At 68.7% G+C, this 19,769-nt stretch carries 22 protein-coding genes; 3 read left to right on the forward strand and 19 right to left on the reverse strand.

What is annotated here, in order from left to right:
- Positions 1-19: 19 nt before the first annotated feature.
- A complete protein-coding gene (locus tag AC1RCS_RS14020; RefSeq protein WP_492245158.1) occupies positions 20-2,002 on the reverse strand; it encodes a methyl-accepting chemotaxis protein in 1,983 nt (660 codons plus the stop codon).
- Positions 2,003-2,257: 255 nt separating this feature from the next.
- Here AC1RCS_RS14020 and AC1RCS_RS14025 point away from each other — a divergent pair, with 255 nt between their 5' ends.
- Entirely contained in the window at positions 2,258-2,698 is a 441-nt protein-coding gene (locus tag AC1RCS_RS14025; RefSeq protein WP_218297101.1) for an acyl-CoA thioesterase, read from the forward strand.
- A 103-nt stretch (positions 2,699-2,801) separates the two neighbouring features.
- Here the strand turns inward: AC1RCS_RS14025 and AC1RCS_RS14030 are convergent, their stop codons facing one another.
- The 6 genes from AC1RCS_RS14030 to AC1RCS_RS14055 all read right to left on the reverse strand — a co-directional run bounded on the left by AC1RCS_RS14030 (position 2,802) and on the right by AC1RCS_RS14055 (position 6,776).
- The gene (locus tag AC1RCS_RS14030) at positions 2,802-3,725 is read right to left on the reverse strand and encodes a DKNYY domain-containing protein (RefSeq protein WP_492245159.1); all 924 of its coding nucleotides are present in this window, start codon (positions 3,723-3,725) and stop codon (positions 2,802-2,804) included.
- Positions 3,726-3,767: 42 nt separating this feature from the next.
- Complete coding sequence (locus tag AC1RCS_RS14035) at positions 3,768-4,133, reverse strand: hypothetical protein (RefSeq protein ID WP_218297103.1); 366 nt, start codon at positions 4,131-4,133, stop codon at positions 3,768-3,770.
- 12 nt (positions 4,134-4,145) lie between these two features.
- Positions 4,146-4,562: a globin domain-containing protein gene (locus AC1RCS_RS14040; protein WP_492245160.1), complete on the reverse strand. Its 417-nt coding sequence runs from the start codon at positions 4,560-4,562 to the stop codon at positions 4,146-4,148.
- A 96-nt stretch (positions 4,563-4,658) separates the two neighbouring features.
- Complete coding sequence (locus AC1RCS_RS14045; RefSeq protein ID WP_492245161.1) at positions 4,659-5,327, reverse strand: IPTL-CTERM sorting domain-containing protein; 669 nt, start codon at positions 5,325-5,327, stop codon at positions 4,659-4,661.
- A gap of 58 nt (positions 5,328-5,385) precedes the next feature.
- Positions 5,386-5,871: a hypothetical protein gene (locus AC1RCS_RS14050; RefSeq protein WP_492266992.1), complete on the reverse strand. Its 486-nt coding sequence runs from the start codon at positions 5,869-5,871 to the stop codon at positions 5,386-5,388.
- 236 nt (positions 5,872-6,107) lie between these two features.
- Positions 6,108-6,776 (reverse strand): hypothetical protein, encoded by a 669-nt coding sequence (locus AC1RCS_RS14055; RefSeq protein ID WP_492245163.1) that lies wholly within the window; start codon positions 6,774-6,776, stop codon positions 6,108-6,110.
- Positions 6,777-6,987: 211 nt separating this feature from the next.
- Between AC1RCS_RS14055 and AC1RCS_RS14060 the strand changes: the two genes are divergently transcribed.
- On the forward strand, positions 6,988-8,106 hold the full coding sequence (locus AC1RCS_RS14060; RefSeq protein WP_492245164.1) for a helix-turn-helix transcriptional regulator: 1,119 nt from the start codon (positions 6,988-6,990) through the stop codon (positions 8,104-8,106).
- Between the two features lie 80 nt (positions 8,107-8,186).
- On the opposite strand, the gene AC1RCS_RS14065 is transcribed toward AC1RCS_RS14060, so the two are convergent.
- The 12 genes from AC1RCS_RS14065 to def all read right to left on the reverse strand — a co-directional run bounded on the left by AC1RCS_RS14065 (position 8,187) and on the right by def (position 18,263).
- Positions 8,187-9,179: a M14 family metallopeptidase gene (locus AC1RCS_RS14065; protein WP_369643742.1), complete on the reverse strand. Its 993-nt coding sequence runs from the start codon at positions 9,177-9,179 to the stop codon at positions 8,187-8,189.
- Complete coding sequence (locus tag AC1RCS_RS14070; RefSeq protein WP_492245165.1) at positions 9,176-10,165, reverse strand: Bug family tripartite tricarboxylate transporter substrate binding protein; 990 nt, start codon at positions 10,163-10,165, stop codon at positions 9,176-9,178. Before AC1RCS_RS14070 ends, AC1RCS_RS14065 begins: the two co-directional genes overlap by 4 nt.
- A gap of 197 nt (positions 10,166-10,362) precedes the next feature.
- Complete coding sequence (locus AC1RCS_RS14075) at positions 10,363-11,259, reverse strand: LysR family transcriptional regulator (protein WP_218339419.1); 897 nt, start codon at positions 11,257-11,259, stop codon at positions 10,363-10,365.
- A gap of 54 nt (positions 11,260-11,313) precedes the next feature.
- Entirely contained in the window at positions 11,314-12,141 is an 828-nt protein-coding gene (pyrF, locus tag AC1RCS_RS14080) for an orotidine-5'-phosphate decarboxylase (RefSeq protein ID WP_218297112.1), read from the reverse strand.
- Between the two features lie 165 nt (positions 12,142-12,306).
- Positions 12,307-12,864, reverse strand: a complete 558-nt coding sequence (locus tag AC1RCS_RS14085) for a FlgO family outer membrane protein (protein ID WP_218297113.1) — start codon at positions 12,862-12,864, stop codon at positions 12,307-12,309.
- The gene (locus tag AC1RCS_RS14090; RefSeq protein ID WP_218297114.1) at positions 12,861-13,550 is read right to left on the reverse strand and encodes a hypothetical protein; all 690 of its coding nucleotides are present in this window, start codon (positions 13,548-13,550) and stop codon (positions 12,861-12,863) included. The genes AC1RCS_RS14085 and AC1RCS_RS14090 overlap by 4 nt, the downstream gene beginning before the upstream one ends.
- Before the next feature lie 209 nt (positions 13,551-13,759).
- Complete coding sequence (locus AC1RCS_RS14095) at positions 13,760-14,959, reverse strand: phosphoglycerate kinase (RefSeq protein WP_218297115.1); 1,200 nt, start codon at positions 14,957-14,959, stop codon at positions 13,760-13,762.
- A 99-nt stretch (positions 14,960-15,058) separates the two neighbouring features.
- On the reverse strand, positions 15,059-15,412 hold the full coding sequence (locus AC1RCS_RS14100; RefSeq protein WP_218297116.1) for an AzlD domain-containing protein: 354 nt from the start codon (positions 15,410-15,412) through the stop codon (positions 15,059-15,061).
- The gene (locus AC1RCS_RS14105) at positions 15,409-16,233 is read right to left on the reverse strand and encodes an AzlC family ABC transporter permease (protein WP_369643740.1); all 825 of its coding nucleotides are present in this window, start codon (positions 16,231-16,233) and stop codon (positions 15,409-15,411) included. The genes AC1RCS_RS14100 and AC1RCS_RS14105 overlap by 4 nt, the downstream gene beginning before the upstream one ends.
- Positions 16,230-17,219, reverse strand: a complete 990-nt coding sequence (gene fmt, locus AC1RCS_RS14110; protein WP_369643739.1) for a methionyl-tRNA formyltransferase — start codon at positions 17,217-17,219, stop codon at positions 16,230-16,232. The genes AC1RCS_RS14105 and fmt overlap by 4 nt, the downstream gene beginning before the upstream one ends.
- 28 nt (positions 17,220-17,247) lie before the next feature.
- On the reverse strand, positions 17,248-17,718 hold the full coding sequence (locus AC1RCS_RS14115; RefSeq protein WP_369643738.1) for a hypothetical protein: 471 nt from the start codon (positions 17,716-17,718) through the stop codon (positions 17,248-17,250).
- A gap of 35 nt (positions 17,719-17,753) precedes the next feature.
- The gene (def, locus tag AC1RCS_RS14120; RefSeq protein ID WP_218297120.1) at positions 17,754-18,263 is read right to left on the reverse strand and encodes a peptide deformylase; all 510 of its coding nucleotides are present in this window, start codon (positions 18,261-18,263) and stop codon (positions 17,754-17,756) included.
- Positions 18,264-18,462: 199 nt separating this feature from the next.
- Between def and AC1RCS_RS14125 the strand changes: the two genes are divergently transcribed.
- On the forward strand, positions 18,463-19,680 hold the full coding sequence (locus AC1RCS_RS14125; protein ID WP_369643737.1) for a LysM peptidoglycan-binding domain-containing protein: 1,218 nt from the start codon (positions 18,463-18,465) through the stop codon (positions 19,678-19,680).
- Positions 19,681-19,769: the final 89 nt, after the last annotated feature.

Here is a 19,769-nt window from a genome sequence, read left to right on the forward strand (position 1 = left end):
GATGGATAAGCGCCAATAGCTACTGAATTTGTAGCGAATTTGCCGGGCGCAGCGCCCTGTGCTGGCCCTGGCCTTCGTCGCCCAGCCGGAACACCGACACCACGTGCACCAGGTCTTCGGCCTGCACCTTGAGGCTGCCGGCGGCGGCGGCCATTTCTTCCACCAGCGCGGCGTTCTGCTGCGTGACCTGGTCCATCTGCGTCACGGCCTCGCCCACCTGGGCCACGCCCAGCGACTGCTCGTGGCTGGCCGTGCTGATTTCGCCCACGATGTCCGTCACGCGGCGGATGGCGGTCACCACCTCGTTCATCGTGGTGCCCGCGCGGTCCACCAGGGCCGTGCCCTGCTCCACGCGCTCCACGCTGGCGCTGATGAGGGCCTTGATCTCGCGCGCCGCCTCGGCGCTGCGCCCGGCCAGCGAGCGCACCTCCGACGCGACCACCGCGAATCCCCGGCCCTGTTCGCCCGCGCGGGCCGCCTCGACGGCGGCGTTGAGCGCGAGGATATTGGTCTGGAACGCGATGGAGTCGATCACGCCGATGATGTCCGAGATCTTCTGCGACGAGGCGTTGATGCCCTGCATGGTGTCCACCACCTGGGCCACCACCTCGCCGCCCTGCACGGCCACGGTGCTCGCGCTGTGGGCCAGCGTGCTGGCCTGGCGCGCGCTGTCGGCGTTCTGGCGCACGGTGGAGCTGAGCTGCTCCATCGACGCGGCGGTTTCCTCCAGCGCGCTGGCCTGGCTTTCGGTGCGGGCCGACAGGTCGCTGTTGCCCTGCGCGATCTGCACGCTGGCCGTGGCCACGCTCTCCGATCCGTTGCGCACCTGGCGCACCACCTGCGTGAGCTGGGCGCGCATCTGCATCAGGGCCTCCAGCAGCTGGCCGACCTCGTTGGTGCCGTGGGCCAGCGCGCTGCCGCTCAGGTCGCCCTGGGCCACGGCGCGCGACAGCGCCACGGCCTGCGAAAGCGGCCCCGTCATGGAGCGCACGAACACCAGGGCCATGGCGCTGGTGGCCGAGAGCGTGACGGCGAGGGCGAGCGCCACCCACAGCAGCCGGCGCTGCAGCGCGCTCACGCGGTCTTGCAGGGCCTGGTCCAGGCTCGACAGCGACTGTGCATTGAGCGTGTTGAGCGCATCGATGGTGCGGGTGAACGCGTCAAAGTAATCCTTGGAGGCGAACTTGAGCTCGCCGGCGTTCATCACCTCGCGCTCGGCCAGCTGCAGCGACTGCTGGATCTGGCCCTGGATGGCCTGCACCCCGCTGCCCAGCGCCTGCTTGAACTGCGCATTGCCCTGCAGGGCGCGGCCGAGGCCGCGGAAGGTGTCGGCCTGCAGCTCCGCCACCCGCTGCTGCAGCACGAGCAGCTGGCCCTTGCCCTGGGGCGAGAGTTCGCCACGGCCGAGCGCCCCGGCGCCCTGGGCGCGCAGCATGCCCAGGTTCTCGCCCAGCTGCGGCGCCTGCACCAGCGATGCCTGGATCAGCGCATGCGTCGGTGCCTCGGGGTCCACCTGCAGGCCGTAGGCGTGCACCAGCGACTCGGTCAGCTGCAGCAGCGCGGCGATGAGCTGGGTGTGCTGCGCCGTGCTTTGCGCCAGCCCGATGCTGCGGGCGGCCACCGCCTGCTCCAGCGTGCGCCAGGCCTGCTGGGCATCGGTCCAGGCGGCCATCTGCTGCGCCGGCACCTGGGCTGCCGCGAAGTGCGCGGCGGCGTCGGCCAGGGCTTTTTCCACCGCGTCGCGGGCGGCGGGGCGCCGCGTCGCCAGCGACTCGTCGCCGCCGAACATGCCCGCCGACAGCCCCCGGTGCACCTGCACCAGCTGCACCACGCGGGTCAGCGCCTGCGCGGGCGGCACGCCCCGGGCCTCCTGCCGGGCGTGGCCGATGGCGCGCAGCGCATCGGACACATACAGGTATGTGGGAAGCGCGCTCATCATCAACCCGATGGTTCCCAGGATGAGGAATTTCTCGAGCAGGTTCAGTCGGTGAAGCAGTGACATGGCAGAAGACACGCTGGGCGTGCGGGTAGGGAAGGCCGGGTCGGCGGGGGCGGCCATTGCCCCGGCTGGGCGGGCCCGGTGTCGCAGGGGCCCGCAGAGTTGTTACGCAATGTAGGCAACTGTCGCCCGCAGGGTTTTGACTCAGGTCAAGATGCGGGTGCGCGCGCCTTCGAGGGGGGCGGCCCGCGCACCGCCCCGCGCCGCCGCCAGGGGCTGGAGAATAATGGCCCACCAACTCCCGTGGAGCACCCCGGCATGCAATCCCTCACCCTGCGTTTCCTGGCGTCTCAAAGCACCTTGCCGCAGGCGGGGCGGGTGCCCGGCGGCACCGTGCTGCGCTGGGTGGACGAGGCGGGTTTTGCCTGTGCGAGCGCCTGGGCCAAGGGCCCCTGCATCACCGAGTTCGTGGGCGGCGCGCACTTCGTGCGCCCCATCCGGCCCGGAGACCTGGTGGAAGTGCATGCGCGCCTGGCCTTCACCACCGAGACCGGCATGCACCTGGCCGTGGAGGTGCGCAGCGGCGGCATCCATGGCGAGCCGCAGCACGAGGTGCTGCATTGCGTGGCGGTGTACACCGCCGTGGACGCCGATGAACAGCCCCGCGCCATCGACAGGTGGAGCCCCGAAACCCCGGGCGACATGGCCCTGGCGCAGCGGGTGAAGGCGCATGTGGAGGCCGCGCGCGCGGCGCAGTGACGGGGGCGGGCGGCGTTGTTCCGCCCGCCGGTGGCCTTCGGGCCCTGGCAACGCGCGGCAGGCCCCTGCCCCTGGAGGGCGGCGGGTGGGGACACGGCGTGCCTCACCTCACGCCGGGGCTGGGGCCTGGATCGTTGCCCGCAACGGCCCGCCCGCGCTGCCATGCCTGCGCGCGGTCGCGTGCGTCCACCTCCGCGGTCGCCTCGGTCAGCACCGTGAAGCTGGCCGCATCCGCCCGCGCCAGCGGCTCGCCCTGGTACCACACCCGCCGCGCATCGGCCGCGTAGCCCCGCCCCAGGGCGCGCAGCGTGGCCATGTCGGCGCCCTGCAAGGGGCGCAGCACCGGGTGCGGGCCCCGGTTCGGCTGGTTGACCTCGATGTGGCCGTGCCAGGCGTGCGCGCGGTCGCGGGCGTAGCCGGGATCGTCTTCGTCCATCAGCGCAAAGCTTGCGCCGTGGCTGCCGGGGATGTCGGCATGCTCGAAATAACCGCGCTGCGCATCGCGCGCGAAGCGGGGGCTGAGCGGCTCGAAGCTGGCCGCATCGCGCACCGCGAAGGGCTGGCCCCGGTCGTAGGCGCGGTGCCGGTCGCGGGCATGGCGGTGGGCCAGCACGCGGTAGCTGGCCGCGTCGGCGCCGGGAATGGTGGCGATGCGCAGGTGCTGGTAGGCCCAGTACTCCTGCGCCTTGCGGTAGGTGCTGCAGTAGTAGACCGCGCGGCCGTCGCGCGCCTCGTGCTCCGACAGCGCCTCGAACGTGGCGCCCTCGCTGCCCTCCACGGCACTGCCCCGGCAGTAGCCTTGCCGCGCGTCGCGCCCGAAGTGCGGCGAGAGCGGCTGGAACGTGGCCGGGTCGGCCGGGGCAAAGGCCGCGCCGCCGTAGGTCCAGGCGCCCGCCCAGCCGCGCTGGTAGCCCGTGGCACTGCCGTCGCAGCCGCACAGCGCGGCCTGCGCCCCGAGCGCCAGCGCGCAGGCGCGGGTGAGCCCGGTGGCAGCCGACCCTGTCAGCGCAGGCGTGCGGACCCGCATGGGGAACGTGGACAGGCACTCACGGCGCGGTGCGCGGCGGGCCTATGGCACCGGCACGACCCGCAGCGCGGGCGGGTACGGCTCCACGCGCAGGCTGTCGTGCGCCAGCACGCTGATCCTGGCGCGGGGGGCCAGCTCCAGCGCGCCGTCGGTGCCCTTGCGCGGGGCGTATTGCCAGAGGCTGAGCGCGCCCTTGGCGGCCAGGGCCTGGCCGATGGCGGCCGCCTCGGGGCGCGGGGCCCCGGCCTCGTCCGGCGGCACGGCGACAAGGATCTCGTCGCGCACCGTGACGATCTTGAACAGCAGGGGCGTTGCGGTCTGGGCCATGGCAGTGACGCAAGAGATGGCCAGTGCGGCCGCCAGGCAGGCGGCGGCGCGGGCGCGAAGGCGGGGCGTGGTGGGGGTCATGGGGCTTTCTGGCTAGTGCTGCAGTTGTGCCTGCGCCTGCATCGTACGCGCCACGTGGGCATACATGGCGCCCCAGGCCTCGCGCGTGGCGGGGGTGAAGGCACCGCTCAGCGCGTCGGACAGCGTCTCCAGCAGGGCGGCGCCCACCGTGTCGTAGTGCGCCGCCTGCACGCCGTAGACCGTGTGGCGCTGGCCCAGGGCGCGCAGCGCGGCGTCCAGCCGCTCGGGGTGGTCAAGCAGGCGCACGGCATCGCCGATCATGTCCAGCAGCTTGCGTGCCTGCACGTGCATGTCGGACGACCCGAACAGCCCCTGGATGGCCGGGTCGCGCGCGAACAGCTTCGAGTAGAAAAGCGCGCCGGCCTGCGCGGCGACGGGCGCAACCTGCGCAAAGCTCTGGCGCACGAGGTGGATCTGTTCGGGGGACATGGGGAAACTCCTGAAGGAAAAAGGGTGGGCCGTGGCCTCCAGCACGGCGGGGAACGAGCCGTTGTCCACAGCGGCGAATGCACGCCAGGAAAAAAATCAAGCCTTGCGCCGCTGGCGCAGGCCCAGCGCGGCCAAGGCCCCCGCCAGCAACATCAACCCCCACTCGCTGAGCGTGGGCACCGCGGTGGGCACCGCTGGTGGCAGTGCGGCAAGCGTCCAGACGCCGCCAGCATTGGCGTCGTGCCAACTGGAGTACACGTCGCCCATATAGGTCGTGCCGCACATGACGGCGCCTTGCGTTGTGGACACGGGCACGGTTTGGCATTCCGCGTTGTGGCCGCCGCCATAGCGGACGTTCATCCAGTCGAGGTGGTCGCCCTGCACATGGGGGGCCGGTGCTTGCCAGCGTTGCAAGGTGACACCGAAGTCCAGGTTTCCTCCGGTGGTGGTGGCCGTGATGCTCACCAACGCCACCTGCGGATCACTGCTGGCGTAGGTGGTCAGCCCGTCGGAGAACGAGAACGAGGTGATCTGCGCCGTGATGTCGTCGCCGTTGAGGGTGCCCGGCAGGGGCGCCGCCGTGGTGAACGAGCCTGCCTGCGCCATGGCGGTGGTGTAGGTGCCGCAGTTGCCAAAGCCGGGAATGCAGTTGGTGTAGTTGTGCAGGTTGGCGGCGCCGTAGGGTGGGCCCGCGTAGGTGTAGGTGGCGGACCAGGCGCTGGCCTGGACGAAAAGCGCGGCCAGCAGGAGAAGAGTTTTTTTCATGGTGTTGAAGTTCTTGTATAAAAAAAGCCTTGAGCCAAATGGCAGCAAGCGCGAGAAGCTATCTTTTGAGGAGCAAACCACGCCGCCCGCGCAAGGCGATGCCGAGCAGGCCGGCGGCAGTCAGCCACAAGGCAAAGGGGTTGTCCACCGGCACGGCCTGCGCGGCCGCGGGGGCGATGGGTGCCCAGCCACCGTTGACCGCCTGGGCGAAGGCGTAGCTGGTGGCGGTGTCTTCGGCGGTTCCCGTGCACATGCCGGGGTTGCCCATGCCCGCGCAGACCTCGTTGGAGAAGCTGCCCTGATTGACCGCGATGTGGTCGATCCGCCCGCCGATCAGGTGGTTCGCGGTTTGCCAGCGGATGATGACGATGTCGCTGCCGGTGATGTTTCCCGCCGCATCCGTGGTGACATAGGCGTACAGCAATCGCTCAGGAATGCCGGAGCTGTTGTATTGGGTGACGCCGTCGCTGAATGAATAGCCGGAAATGTAGGAAGAGACTTCCACATGATTCAAGTTGGGCGGCAGGGGTTGGTTGGTGGTCATGCTGCCGGTTTGCCGCATGGCCGTGGTGAAGTTCGTGCAGGTGCCCGCAGCGCACGGGGCCGTGAAGTCGTGGGTGGGGCTGCTGTAGGTGGGGCCGGTGTACGTGTAGGTGAGTGCCCAGGCGCCCGCCTGGAGGAATGCGGAGGCCAGGAGCACGAGGTATTTCTTCATGGGGGCGTACTGGTTGTTCTTATCATTGGGAAGGCCGCTGGCACAGGTGCAGCAAGCGCAATTCGCTATCTGTTGAGGAGCGTCTTGCGGCGCTTGCGCAAGGCCAGGCCCAGCACTGCCGCGGCGGTCAACACCAGGGCAAAGGGGTTGTCTACGGGCACGGACTGTGCCCCGACCGGTCCCACGACCACCGGGATGTCACTCGTCCAGCCGCCGCTGCCGTGGGCAAAGGCGTGGCTGGTGGCGCCGTCGTCAGCGAAGGTATTGCAGATGTCGGGGCTGGCCAGGGAAATGCAGGGCCGGTTGAAGTAGCTGGCAAAGTTGACCGACATGTAGCTCAGGCGGTCGCCTGCGCCATGGCTGCCGGTTTGCCACCACATGAACACGATGTCGGCATCGATGATCTGACCCGCTGCGTCGGTGGACACCTTGGCGTGGGCCAGGCGGGTATAGAGTCCGTTCATGCTGTAGCTGGTCACGCCGTCGTTGAAGTCGTACCAGGTGATGTAGGGCACGATGTCCAGGCTGCTTTGGCTGGCCGGCAGCGGCTGGCTGGTATTGAAGTGGCCTGTTTGCCGCATGGCCGTGCTGAAATTGGCGCAGGTGCCGGCGGCGCAGGGTGCCGTGTAGTCGTGCGGGCTGGCGTAGGTGGGGCCGGTGAAGGTGTAGGTGGCGGCCCACGCGCCCGCGTGGGTGAGGGCGGCCAGGGCCAGCAAGGCAAGATGTTTTCGCATGGGGCGGTGTGTGGATGTGTGGGGAAAGCAATGGCGGAGAAGCCGCCCCAACGCTTGCCCATCAAGCACAAAAGCTATGCTTTCAGGAGCAATCTCGCGTCTGCTGCCCAGTCTATGGATTCCCCCGGCGTGGCGCCCCACCCCCGGGGGCGGGATGGCAAAGCGCGGTGATGTGCTAGCTTTGTTTGCTGGCACATACGCCCACTACCCCATGCCATTCACCCGCCCTCAAAGGCACGCCTTGGCGCGCCTGCAGCAACTGGCCTGCCTGGATTTCAGCGGCCCCCAACTCATCGAGTGCGTGCTGTACGAGTTGCACCAGCTGATCGGCTTCGACACGGGCGTGTACTTTCACCCGGATGCTGACGGGGCGCTGGACGCCTACATCGAGCCCTCACCCGCGCGCGAGTGGATGCACCTGTACTTCGACCCGCGGATGAAGGCGCAGGAGCTGAAGCTAGTGCGCTACAGCCTGCACGACTTCGACGCGGCCGTGCGCCATGAGCATGGGGTGCTGTTGATGGAGCAGATCCTCCAGGTCACTCACCACGAATTCATCCGCAGCGATTTCTACAACGAGCTGGCGCGGCCGTCGGAGTGGCAGGATTTTCTGAGCCTGGTGCTGCGCACGCCGCAAGGCCGGGGCGTGGGCTCGCTCAAGTTGTGCCGCAGGCCTGGCGCGCCGCGCTTTGCGCCTGAAGACATCGCCCTGCTTGAACGGACCTCGCCCTGGCTGGCGCGTGCCCTGCAGCCGGGCGAGCTGGATGCGCAGGACAGTGTGGTGCATGACAGCGCCATGCTGGTCGCCACGCCGCAGGGCAGGCTGCTGTGGACATCGCCCCAGGCAGACCAGCTGATGGCGCTGGCCTTTGGCATGCGCTGGTACCGCCGCAACGAGCTGCCACACGCGCTGTGCGTGCTGCTGGAGCGCCTGCGCTGGGTGGAGCAGGGCGGCACCGGCCGGGGCCGGGCGCCAGCGCTGCCGCAACTGGACCTGCACAACGCCAGCGGCTGGTTTTCGCTGCGCGCCACGCAGATGGCGGCCGCGGCGGGGGCCGGTGAAGGCGACTTCGACGGCGGCCGGGCGGTGGGCATCCACATCACGCAGCGGGTGGCGCGCGTGGCGCGGCTGCTGCCCACGCTGCGCGCGCTGGGCCTGCCGCAGCGCCAGCACGAGCTGGCGTACTGGCTGGCGCGCGGAGTGCCCGGGGAGCAGATCGCCACGCGCATGGGCATCAGCGCCAACACGGCCACGTACCACCGGCGGCAGATCTACACGCGGCTGGGGGTCCAGAGCCGCAAGGAGCTGCAGGCCTATCTGATGAAATAGCCGTCAATGACCTGCTGGCGCTTGCTCATCAAGCGCAGAATGCTATCAAATTAGAAGCATCTTGATGATCTGGCCACCGCCTACAGCAGGCGCCGCCGCGCGTAGCGCACCACCGTCACGCCCGCCCGCGCCTGCCGCACCGAGGGCATCACCAGCACGCAGTCGTCGTAGGGCGTGGTCACGGGCACGCCGTCGTTGTCACCAATCAGGGTGCCGGCTTTCTCGAACACCTCCAGCCCGGTGTAAGGCGCCACGAAGCGGAAGGCGCTGCTGGTGGCCACCACCGGGCCGGTCACCTCCAGCGCCCACTGGCGCGGGGCGTCGGGCAGGCGCCAGCCGGGCAGTTGCCGTGCGAGTGCCTCGTCGCCGAGCGCGCCGGACTGCGCGAGGAAACGCACGCACTGGTCCTGCGCCACGGCGCGGCTGGCGGGGTCGCCGTGGAAGCCGCATTCGATGAGCAGCGAACGGGTGCCGTTGTCCTCCAGCTCGCCAAAGCGGCCGTAGTCGCGCATGCGCACGCCGTCCTTGTGGCCCGCGTCCACCACGATGTGCTCGGGCGAGCGCATGGCGCGCGCCAACTCCAGGTTGCGCGGCTGGATGCCGGTGAGCAGCAGGGGCGCCGAGGGCTCGTGCATGGAGTGGATGTCGAGCAGCCAGTCCGCGCGCGCCACGAAGGGCCGCAGCGCGGCGGCGCGGCGGCGTTCGGCCGTGTCGGCCGCGTCGATGCGCTCGTCCAGCCACTGGCGGTTGAGGTCTTCATCGGTGAAGCGCGAGGCGTCGTGCTGGCGGGCGTCGAACCGGTCGAATGCATCGAGATTGCAGAACGCGAGCGTGAGGGTGCCGCGTTCGGGGCGCACGCCCGCTTCGAGCAGCCCCTTGAGGGCCCACGCGCCGCACAGCTCGTTGCCATGCACCAGGGCACTGACCATCACGTGGCGCCCGGGCTGCCCCGAGTCGAAATGCCACACGCCCTCGGTGCCGGTGTTGCCCGCGCGCCAGGCGCCGAGGTCGGGTGCGGGCAGTTCAAAACGCAGCGGCTGGGCCGCGTTGCTGTGGTCGTGTTGGGCGTTCATTCTTCGATCTTGGCGAATTCAACAATCTTCTTGTACTTGGCCACTTCGGCGGACAGGAACTGGTCGATGTTCACGTTGGTGGCGGCCACGGTGGAGCCGGTGGCTTCCATCTTCTTGCGGAATTCGGGCGACTGCAGGCTGTCGTTCAAGGCCTTCTTCACCTTGTCGAACACCGGCTTGGGCAGGTTCGCGGGTGCCATGAGGGCAAACCACACGCCGATGTCCACGTTCTTGTACTGCGGTGTTTCGGCCAGCGCCGGGATCTCGGGCGTGGTGGCCGAACGCTTGGCCTCGGTGGTGCCCAGGGCGATCACCTTGCCACTTCGGATGTGCGGCAGGCCGCTGGAGAGCACGAACACGCCGTACTCCAGGTTGTTGCCCATGAGGTCGTTGGTCAGCGGCGCCACGCCGCGGTAGGGGATGTGCGTCATGAACAGCTTGCCCTGCTCCTTGACCATCTCGCCCGCCAGGTGCAGCGAGGTGCCCACGCCCGAGCTGCCGTAGCTGAACTTGCCGGGGTTCTTCGAGACCTTCTGCGTGAATTCGGCCAGGTTCTTCACGCCCGCGCCGGTGGACGCCACGAGCACCAGGGGCTGCGAGGCGATCAGGCCGATGGCGGTGAAGTCCTTCACGTCGTACTTCACCTTCTTGGTCACGAGCTTGTTGATGGCGATCTCGTTGCTCGCGCCCACCAGCAGGGTGTAGCCGTCCGGGGCCGCGCTGGCCACCTTCTGCGCGCCAATGGCGCCGCCCGCGCCGCCGACGTTCTCGATCACCACGGGCACGCCGAGCTTGTTGCCCAGCTCCGTGGCCACGGTGCGCGCCGTCAGGTCGGTGCTGCCCCCCGGCGGGTAGCCCACGACGATGGTGATGGGCTTGGAGGGGTAGGCGTCCTGCGCCAGCGCGGACGCGGCGGGCAAGCACAGGCCGCACAGCAGGGCGGTGGCGGCGGCCGTGGCACGGCGGCGGGAAAAGGTGTGGGGCATGGTTCGGGCTCCTGGGTCGTCGTGGGGGCTGGGCACCGCGCGCCCCGGGCCGGCGGTGCATGCATGCATGCAGGCCGGCCCCGGCGGCACGCGCGGTGGGTGGCACGATTGTGAAAAGGCGCGCCCCCCAGCGTGGTGCCGAAACGGCACGGTCTGTTGCCAAATGGGTTGCAGGCCCTGGTGGAAACCCCTGGGCTTCAGCGCTGGGAGAGGGCTTTCCACAGCGCCTCGGCCAGGGGCCCCAGGCGGCGCTTGGGCCGGTACAGGCGCACGTCGAAGCGCACTTCCATGCGCGCGTCGCCCGCGGGCGCCAGGCGCCGGGCCTTGCAATCGGCATGCACCATGGACCAGGGCAGCCAGGCCACGCCCAGGCCCTTTTGCACGTATTCGTAGTGGGCGTCGGCGGAGTCGCACTCCACCACGCGCTGCAGGCGCGGCGCGTGGGGGTTCTGCGTGAGGTGGTCTTCCACCAGCCGGCCCAGGGCCAGCTGGGGCGCGTAGGCCAGGTAGGGCACCAGTGCCGTGCCCTGCCCGAACCGGTGCAGCGCCTGGCCCTGCGCGGTGGCGCGCGACACGGGCACCAGCCGGTCGGAGGCCACGGTGACGTGCGTGAACTGGCGCGCGTCCAGCCGGATCGCCAGTGCCGGATGGTGGTAGACCAGCGAGAAGTCGGCCTCGTTGCGCTCGAGCATCGCCACGGTGTCGGCCAGGGCGCGGGTGCGGATGCACAGTTCGCCGTTCTGCAGGAGGGGCTGCAGCCGCACGAGCCAGTCGGCCACTACGGTGCGTGCCAGCGTGCGGCCCGTGGCGAGCGTCACGGTGCGGGCCTGCCGGCCGGCCAGGCTCTGCAGTTCCTCGTGCGATTGCGCCAGGCTGCGCGCCATGTGGCCTGCGGTCTCCAGAAAGCTCTGCCCCGCGGGCGTGAGCGAGACGGGGCCGCCACCCCGCTCCACCAGCGGCGTTCCCGCCCAGGCCTCCAGCGCGCGGATGCGCCGGCCAAATGCGGGGTGCGTCACATGCCGCAGTTCGGCCGCGCGCGTGAAGCTGCGCTCCTGCGCGAGAACGATGAAGTCTTCAAGCCACTTGAGCTGCATGGGCCGATCCGGGGTGCGGCGGCGGCGCGGGGCTGGGGGCCGTGCGCGGGCGGATCAGCGCGCGCGCGCCGCTTCGAGCACCGCGCGGGTGCGCTGGGCCTCGGTACGGGCGGCGGCCGCAAAGTCGCTGCCCTTGGATGCGTACAGGATCGAGCGCGACGAGTTCACGATGATCGGCCCTCCGTCGCGCAGCCCCGCCCGCACCGTGGCCACGGCATCGCCCCCCTGGGCTCCCACGCCGGGAATCAGCAGCGGCAGCGTGGGCGCGATGCCGCGCACGCGTTCGATCTCCTGCGGGTAGGTGGCGCCAACCACCAGCCCCAGCTGGCCGTTCTTGTTCCAGGGGCCCTGCGCCAGACGCGCCACGTGCTCGTACATCAGCGGCTGGCCTTCGACGCTGGCCAGGCGCTGGGTCTGCAGGTCGTCGCCGCCCGGGTTGGAGGTGCGGCACAGCAGGAAGGCCCCCTTGCCGTGGTAGGCCAGGTAGGGCTCGATGGAGTCGAACCCCATGAAGGGCGACAGCGTGACCGCATCGGCGCCATAGCGCTCGAAGGCTTCCTTGGCGTACTGCTCGGCCGTGGAGCCGATGTCGCCCCGCTTGGCGTCCAGGATCACCGGCACGTGCGGCGCGTTGGCGCGCATGTGCTGCATCAGGCGCTCAAGCTGGTCTTCGGCGCCATGCGCGGCGAAGTAGGCGATCTGGGGCTTGAACGCACAGACCAGGTCGGCCGTGGCGTCCACGATGGCCGCGCAGAAGTCGTAGATCCTGTGCGTTTCGCCCTGCATTCCCGCGGGAAACCGCGTGGGTTCCGGGTCCAGGCCCACGCACAGCAGGGAGTTGTTCTGCGCCGTGGCGTCGCGCAGCATGTCGGTGAAAGTCATGGGCGTGATTTTAGGTGGGGGCATCCGCCGCGGCGGGGTTTTCTGGCGGCCGGGACGGCTGCCGTGGCACCGGCATGGCCTGGTGGCCGCCGGCGGGCAACAAAAAAGGCCGTCGAGACGGCCTTTTTGATTGCTCTTGTGCGGGACCGGCTTGCGGCCGGCCGCTCAGCGCTGTACGGCCAGCAGGCGCTGCACGTCGCGGTCGTTGGGCAGTGCGTAGTCGTAGCCGCGGATGATGCGGCTGTCTTCGGTGCGCACGAGTTTCAGGCTCACGTAGGTGTAGTTGGCCGCGGCCGAGTACGTACCGACGAGCACCAGCGACGCGTTGTGGCTGCGCGCGATGTCCTTGATCTCGCGCGACAGCAGCAGCTCGCCGGCGCCTTCGCGCACGAACACGTCGCCACGCAGCTTGATTTCCTTGACGTTGAAGCCGCTGGACGCCATGTGCGAGGCGTACTGCTCGGACAGCGTGCGGCCCAGGGGGGCCGAGCGGCTCAGGTCGTTCACGTTCACGACGGTGGCCACCAGGACCGGGCCGCTGCCTGCGGCGCTCAGGTCAAAGCCCGCGGTGAGCTTGGCGACGGCATCGCGGCTGTTGGCCAGGAACTGGTTGTTGGCGGCTTCCTGGTACGTGGGCTCCGTGCGCACGGGCGTGCCGTTGTTGGCGCAACCTGCCAGCAGGGCTGCGGCGGCCAGCGCGGTCAGAAGTGCTGTGGATTTCATTGCGAGACCACCTTCATGTTGACGTTCTTGTAGTACGAGGGGCGCAGGAACAACGGCGTGTCCGCGTTTTCCAGGTAGTACACATCGGTCTTGCGTGCCACGTACTGGCCGCCCCGCGTCACGGTGGTGGTCAGGATCATTTCGGTGTTGGTGGGGCCGCCCGAGTTGATGCTGGCGCCGTAGTCGGCCAGCGAGGTCAGGCCCAGCGTGGCCAGCATCTGCGCGTCCAGGTGTTCGTGGCGCAGGCCGTAGGCGGCCATCAGGCCCGCGGCGATCATGGTGAACTGGCCGGGGATGAAATGGGGGCGCGGGCTGTTGTGGCGAACGACCTGCGTGTTGTAGGTCACGTTGAGCGTCTGGCCGGGGTCTTGCAGCACGGGGGCGCCGCTCTGGACCAGCTTGGTGATCAGGAAGTCGCGGAACGCCAGGTCGAACGGGCTGGGGTTGGGCGGCAAGGCCACATGCAGCGGCGTACCCGGCGCCATGCCAGACTTGTCGAGCGTGCTGAGCGTTTGCGCCACCACGTCGTTGGAAACCAGTTCCCAGTGACCGGCGGAGCGGACCTTGGGTTGTACCGTGAGCTCAAAGTTTTCCGCCAGGGGAATGGGCGAACGATAAGCACATCCCGCCAAAGTAGCCACAGCGCCGGCGAGCACCGCCAAGCTGACTGCCTTTGAAAATTTCATGATTCCCTCCTACGGACTTTGAGAGGCGGGGACATGAACAGATACATCCCACGCGATTGAAAAATAATTCTGGGCGCGATACTCAACAAAAACAAGAAAAAATTGAGGTAACTACGCCCAGACACACGCAATTCGTTGTTTTTGGTCACAGATTGGCGTGCTTGCTTACGCGCGGCTGCATTTGCTTGTGCGTCCGCGTGTAACAAATTTCAAACACTGGTAACGGCGCGTTTTTCGAGGATTTCAAACGCGGGCAGCGTCTTGCCTTCCAGCACTTCCAGAAAGGCCCCACCTCCCGTGGAGATGTAGCCCACCTGCTTGTCGATGCCGTATTTGGCGATGGCCGCCAGGGTGTCGCCACCACCGGCGATGCTGAACGCGGGCGAGTCGGCGATGGCCTTGGCGATCTCGCGCGTGCCGTTCTCAAAGGCGGCGAATTCGAAGACGCCCACGGGGCCGTTCCAGACGATGGTGCCCGCCGACTTGAGCTGGGCGGCCAGGCGGGCGGCGGTGTCGGGGCCGATGTCCAGGATCAGGTCGTCCTCGGCCACATCGGCCGCGGCCTTGACGGTGGCGGGGGCGTCGGCGGCAAAGCTCTTGGCGGTGACCACGTCGGTCGGGATCGGCACTTCCGCGCCCCGCGCCTTCATGGCGGCGATCACGGCGCGCGCTTCTTCCAGCAGGTCGGGCTCGGCCAGGCTCTTGCCGATGGGCAGGCCCGCCGCCAGCATGAAGGTGTTGGCAATGCCGCCCCCCACGATGAGCTGGTCCACCTTGTCGGCCAGGCTCTTGAGGATGGTGAGCTTGGTCGATACCTTGGAGCCCGCCACGATGGCCGCCAGCGGGCGCTGGGGATGGGCCAGGGCCTTGGTCAGGGCATCGATCTCGGCCGACAGCAGCGGGCCGGCGCAGGCGATCGGTGCGAACTGGGCGATGCCGTAGGTCGTGCCTTCGGCGCGGTGGGCGGTGCCAAAGGCATCGTTCACGAAGATGTCGCACAGCGCGGCCAGCTTGCGGGCCAGGTCTTCCTTGTTCTTCTTCTCGCCCACGTTCAGGCGGCAGTTCTCCAGCAGCACGACCTGGCCGGGGGCGACGGCGACGCCGTCCACCCAGTTCGAGACCAGGGGCACCTCGCGGCCCAGCAGCTCGGCCAGGCGCGCGGCCACGGGGGCCAGGGAATCCTCGGGTTTGAATTCGCCTTCGGTCGGACGGCCCAGGTGGCTGGTCACCATCACCGCGGCGCCCGCGTCCAGCGCCATGCGGATGCAGGGAATGGATGCGCGGATGCGGGTGTCTTCGGTGATGCGGCCGGCGTCGTCCTGTGGAACGTTCAGGTCGGCGCGGATGAAGACGCGCTGGCCTTGGGCCTTGCCCTGGGCACAGAGATCGGAAAAACGGAGGATGTTCATGGGAGGGAGGCTTCCTGGTGGGGGCACGTGGATCAGGGCCGCCATTTTAGGCGGCCCCACCCGCGGCCCCATCCCGCGGCCCCGCCCCGCCACCGATCCCTACCAGCCCCATCCGATGTGCAGCGGCAGGTACACGGCCATGCCGACCACGATGGTCCCCAGGATGCCCCGCCGCCAGAAGTAGTACGCGCTCGCGCACAGGACGGCGGGGAGCCGGGCGTCCATAAGCGTATCGATGAGCTCGCCCCGGGTGATGAGGATCTCGGGCGCGATCACGGCCGTCAGGGCGGCCAGTGGCGCGTACTTGAGGCCGCGCTTGAGCCAGTCGGGCAGGGGCAGCTCGCGCTCGGGAATCATGAAGAAGGAACGCGAGACCACCGTGATGACGGCCAGCCCCGCCACGGCGATGAAGGGTTCCAGCAGATCCCACCAGGACGACCAGGGCGCATTCATGGGTGGCGCTCCTCGCGCAGCGGCACGATGTCGCCCGCCTCGACGTGTTCGCGTTCCTCGGGCGGCATCACGCTGTCGGCGGGTACCAGCAGCAGTTCCGGCTTGTGGCGGCGGCGGTCCACGGCCTCCATGAGCAACCCCGCGGCCACGGCGGCGGCCAGGGCCACCAGGATGTTGAGCTTGAGCGGCAGCGCGAAGGCCGCGATCGCGGCCGTCGCGGCGACACCCGTGGCGAGCCAGGTGGCCCGGTCGAACAGCAGCGACAGCAGCACGCCCAGCAGCGCCAGCACGCCCGCGAACCCCAGGCCCCAGGACAGCGGCACGGCATTGGCCAGGAAGATGCCCGCGATGGACGGCACCTGCCAGGCCAGCCAGTTGGTGGCCGCCGCGCCCCAGAAGTACGGCAACTGCTCGGGCTGCGGGCGCGGTTCGGGAAAGCGTTTCATGAAGGCCACATAGATCACGTCGCCGCTGAAATAGCCCACGGCCAGCCGCTGCCGCACGGGCAGGTGCGCGAAGTAGCTGCGCCACATGCTGCTGAAGATCACGAAGCGCAGGTTCACGCAACTGGCCGTGAGCCAGACCACCCACAGCGGCGCGCCCGCCGCCATCAGCGGGATGACCGCCAGCTGCGCGCTGCCGGCATACACCACCAGGGACATGAAGACGGCCATGCCGATGGGCAGGCCGCTCTTGACCATGACCACCCCGGTGACCAGGCCCCACGCGCCAATGCCCACGGCCGTGCCCACCATGTCGGTGGCGGCCATGCGAAAGGAGGGGTGGCGCAACGTGCGGCCGACGAGGTCCCTGCGGCTCATGCCGGCGCCACCGCCGCGGCGGGCGCGGCGCCCAGCACCATGCCGGGCTGCAGGTCGAACCCCCGCAGGAAATCCGCTGCCGCCAGCCGCTTGCCGCCGGCGCGCTGCAAGGTGGTCAGGCGCAGCGCGCCTTCGCCGCAGGCCACCGCCACGCCCTGGCTGTCCACCGAGATTATCTGGCCGTGGCGCTTGCCAGTATTTGGTGTATTGCTATCTATTTCATAGCTCCATACCTTGATCGTTTCTCCTGCGCATTCGGTGCTGGCGCCAGGAAAGGGATCGAAGGCCCGGATGCGCTGCCCGATCAGCGTGGCAGGCTGAGACCAGTCGATGGTGCTTTCGGCTTTTTCGATCTTGTGGGCATAGGTGATGCCTTCGGCTGGCTGGGGCTCTGCCCGCAGGCCCCCGCAGGCGGCCAGTTCGAGCGCTTCCACGATCATGCGGCCGCCCAGGGAGGCCAGCCGGCCGTGCAGGGAGGCGGTCGTGTCCGTCGGCGCGATGGCCAGCCGCTCCGTGAGCAGCATGGGCCCGGTATCGAGGCCAGCGTCCATCTGCATGATCGTGATGCCGGTTTCCCCGTCCCCGGCTTCGATGGCGCGGTGGATGGGCGCCGCGCCGCGCCAGCGCGGCAGAAGGCTGGCATGGATGTTCAGGCATCCCCGTGGCGGGAGGTCCAGCACCCACTGCGGCAGGATGAGCCCATAGGCGGCCACCACCATCACATCGGCCTGGGCGGCCAGCAGGGCGTCGCGCGCTGCGGCGGCATCGTCCGGGTATTTGCCTTCCAGGCGCAGGCTGCGCGGCTGGGCGACGGGAATGCGGTGGTCCAGCGCGCACTGCTTGACGGGAGACGCCTGGAGCTTCATGCCGCGGCCCGCGGGGCGATCGGGCTGGGTGAGGACCAGCGGGACGGTGAAGCCTGCGGCCAGAAGCTGTTCCAGCGCCGCGCGGGCGAATTCGGGCGTGCCGGCAAAAATGACTCTCATGGAAACCAATGGGGTGGTGCGCGGCAGGTCAGTCGCGCGTGTTGTCGAAGTTGGGCTGTTCGTCCGTGAACATCACGAGCCGCACCACGCCCTGGCGGTCCAGGTGGACATGGGCCAGGCGCGGGTCGGAATTCTGGCGGAAGCGGTAGGTCCAGATGTCGCCATCAAAACGCGCCACCCGTTCCACGCGCAAGGGGGCGCCGAAGGTGCGCTGCACATCGGCGAGGGTCCAGGCTCCGACGGGGATGTTCTCAAAGCGTGTCTGCGTCAGCACCTGTTCGTTGCGCACCAGCTTGCCGCTGGCGTCGAAATCCAGGTTATAGGCCGCAAACCCCGCGGGAAGCTCGGAGTACAGCAGCCGCTCGCCGCCCGGCAGGGAGAAGGTGGCGGTGGGTGGTCCCAGCCTGGCGATGACATCGGCGCGCAGCGCACCGGGCGCTTCACGGGCGGGCAGCGCGCAGCCCGCGAGCTGGACCACCAGCGCCGACAGCGCCAGCACTCCGCCACCCCTGAGGGTGCAGAGCGCCGGGCGGGTCACTCGCGCGCCCCCCGCTGCTGCTTGATCATCTTGGTCTTGATGCGGTTGCGCTTGAGCGGCGAGAGGTATTCCACGAACACCTTGCCCATCAGGTGGTCCATCTCGTGCTGGATGCAGACGGCCAGCAGGCCATCGGCCTCGATGACGCGCGACTGTCCCTGCGCATCCAGTGCCCGCACATGCACGGCATCGAAGCGCTCCACGCCGTCATAGATACCGGGCACCGAGAGGCAGCCCTCGTCATTGAGGTGTTTTTCCGCACTGGTCCAGACAAGTTCCGGATTGATCAGCACCAAGGGCGCGTCGCGCTCCTCGGACACGTCGATGACGACCAGCCGCTCATGCACGTCCACCTGGGTGGCGGCCAAGCCGATGCCGTGGGCGTCGTACATGGTGGCGAGCATGTCGGCCGCCAGCTTTTGGACGCGGTCATCCACCGCCTCGATGGGGCGGGCGACCTTGTGGAGCCGGGGGTCCGGGTAACAGAGAATGGGAAGGATTGCCATGGATGCTGCCGAGAGATGTCGCTATTTTCGCCACTTTTGAGGTTCGCCGCAGCGTTGCAGGCCAATAATCGTTGCCGAATCAAGGGCTTGAGCAGAGAATCTAAGAGGGTTTGTAACGTATTTGCCCGGTCGCCCGCATGCTGCTGGCACCGAGGCGCCAGTGAGGGGGCGTTTCACAATGCATGAGAAGAGGAACAACATGACGGCATTCACCAGCGTTCGGCGGACCGCCCTGGGCGCGCTCACCATGATCGCTGGCGCTTTGCTGGTCGCCCCGGCCCAGGCGCAGAACCACCCCATCTCCAGCGGCCAGCGCGCGACCGCACAGCAGGTATCGGAGCGTGGCGTTCCCCTTTCGGAGCTGGCCCCCAATGCACCGGATACCTACACCGTCAAGCGCGGCGACACGCTGTGGGGCATTTCGGGCATGTACCTCAAGCGTCCCTGGCGCTGGCCGGAGCTGTGGGGCATGAACCTCCAGTCCATTCCGAACCCCCACCTGATCTACCCGGGCCAGACGCTGTATCTGGACAAGGACGGAGGCTATGCACGCCTGCGGACCACGCCCCCGGGCGTGGCGGAACCCGAGACGCAGACGGTGCGCGTGTCTCCGCGCACCCGCAGCGACAGCCTGGCCAGCACCGCGCTGCCCACCCTCAAGCCCCACCTGATCGAGCCTTTCCTCGTGGAGCCCCTGGTGGTGGATGCCCAGGTGCTGCAGCGCGCTCCCCGCATCATCGCTACCACCGAAGACCGGGTGCTGATGGCCAGTGGCGACCGGGCCTATGTGCGCGGGGATGCCTCCGCACCCGTTCGAGCCGAGGCGGGCGAGCCCCGTTTCTTCCGTGTCTTTCGCGATGCCGTGGCCATGAAGGATCCCGTGACGGGTGAAATCCTGGGGTACGAAGCGCAGTATCTGGGCAAGGCCGAGCTGGTGCGGGGAGAGTCTTTCGAGGACATCCCCAACGGCAAGGGCGGCTATATTTCCGAGTATGTGCCTGCCACGGTGGATCTGTCGGGCACCAAGGAGGAGATCCGCGCGGGGGACCGCATCCTGCCTGCGCCCGCCCGGGTCTTTACCAGCTACACACCCCGTGCGCCCCATATCGACGTCGACGCGCGGGTCGTCTCCATCTACGGTAGTTTTTCGGCGGCCTACGCCGCCCAGAACCAGGTGGTTGCGATCAACCTGGGCTCACAGGACGGCATCGAGCCGGGCCATGTGCTGTCGTTGCTGACCAAGGGCGATCGCATCAAGGATGTGACCGGCGATGCGAAGACCATGGTCAAGCTGCCCAGCGAGAACAACGGGACCGCCATGGTGTTCCGGACCTTCGACCGGGTTTCGTATGCCCTGATCCTGGAGATTCGCAGTGGCGTGCGGGTTGGCGACCGCCTGGTGAATCCCCAGGAGTAACTGCGCGGACCTGCCGGGGCCGCGAAGCCGTCCAGGGGCGGCACGGGCCCTGGCCTGTTTTGCTGCTGTTTGACTTCTACAACCGCCAT

It is taken from the genome of Acidovorax sp. GW823-FHT01C06 (assembly GCF_058798375.1).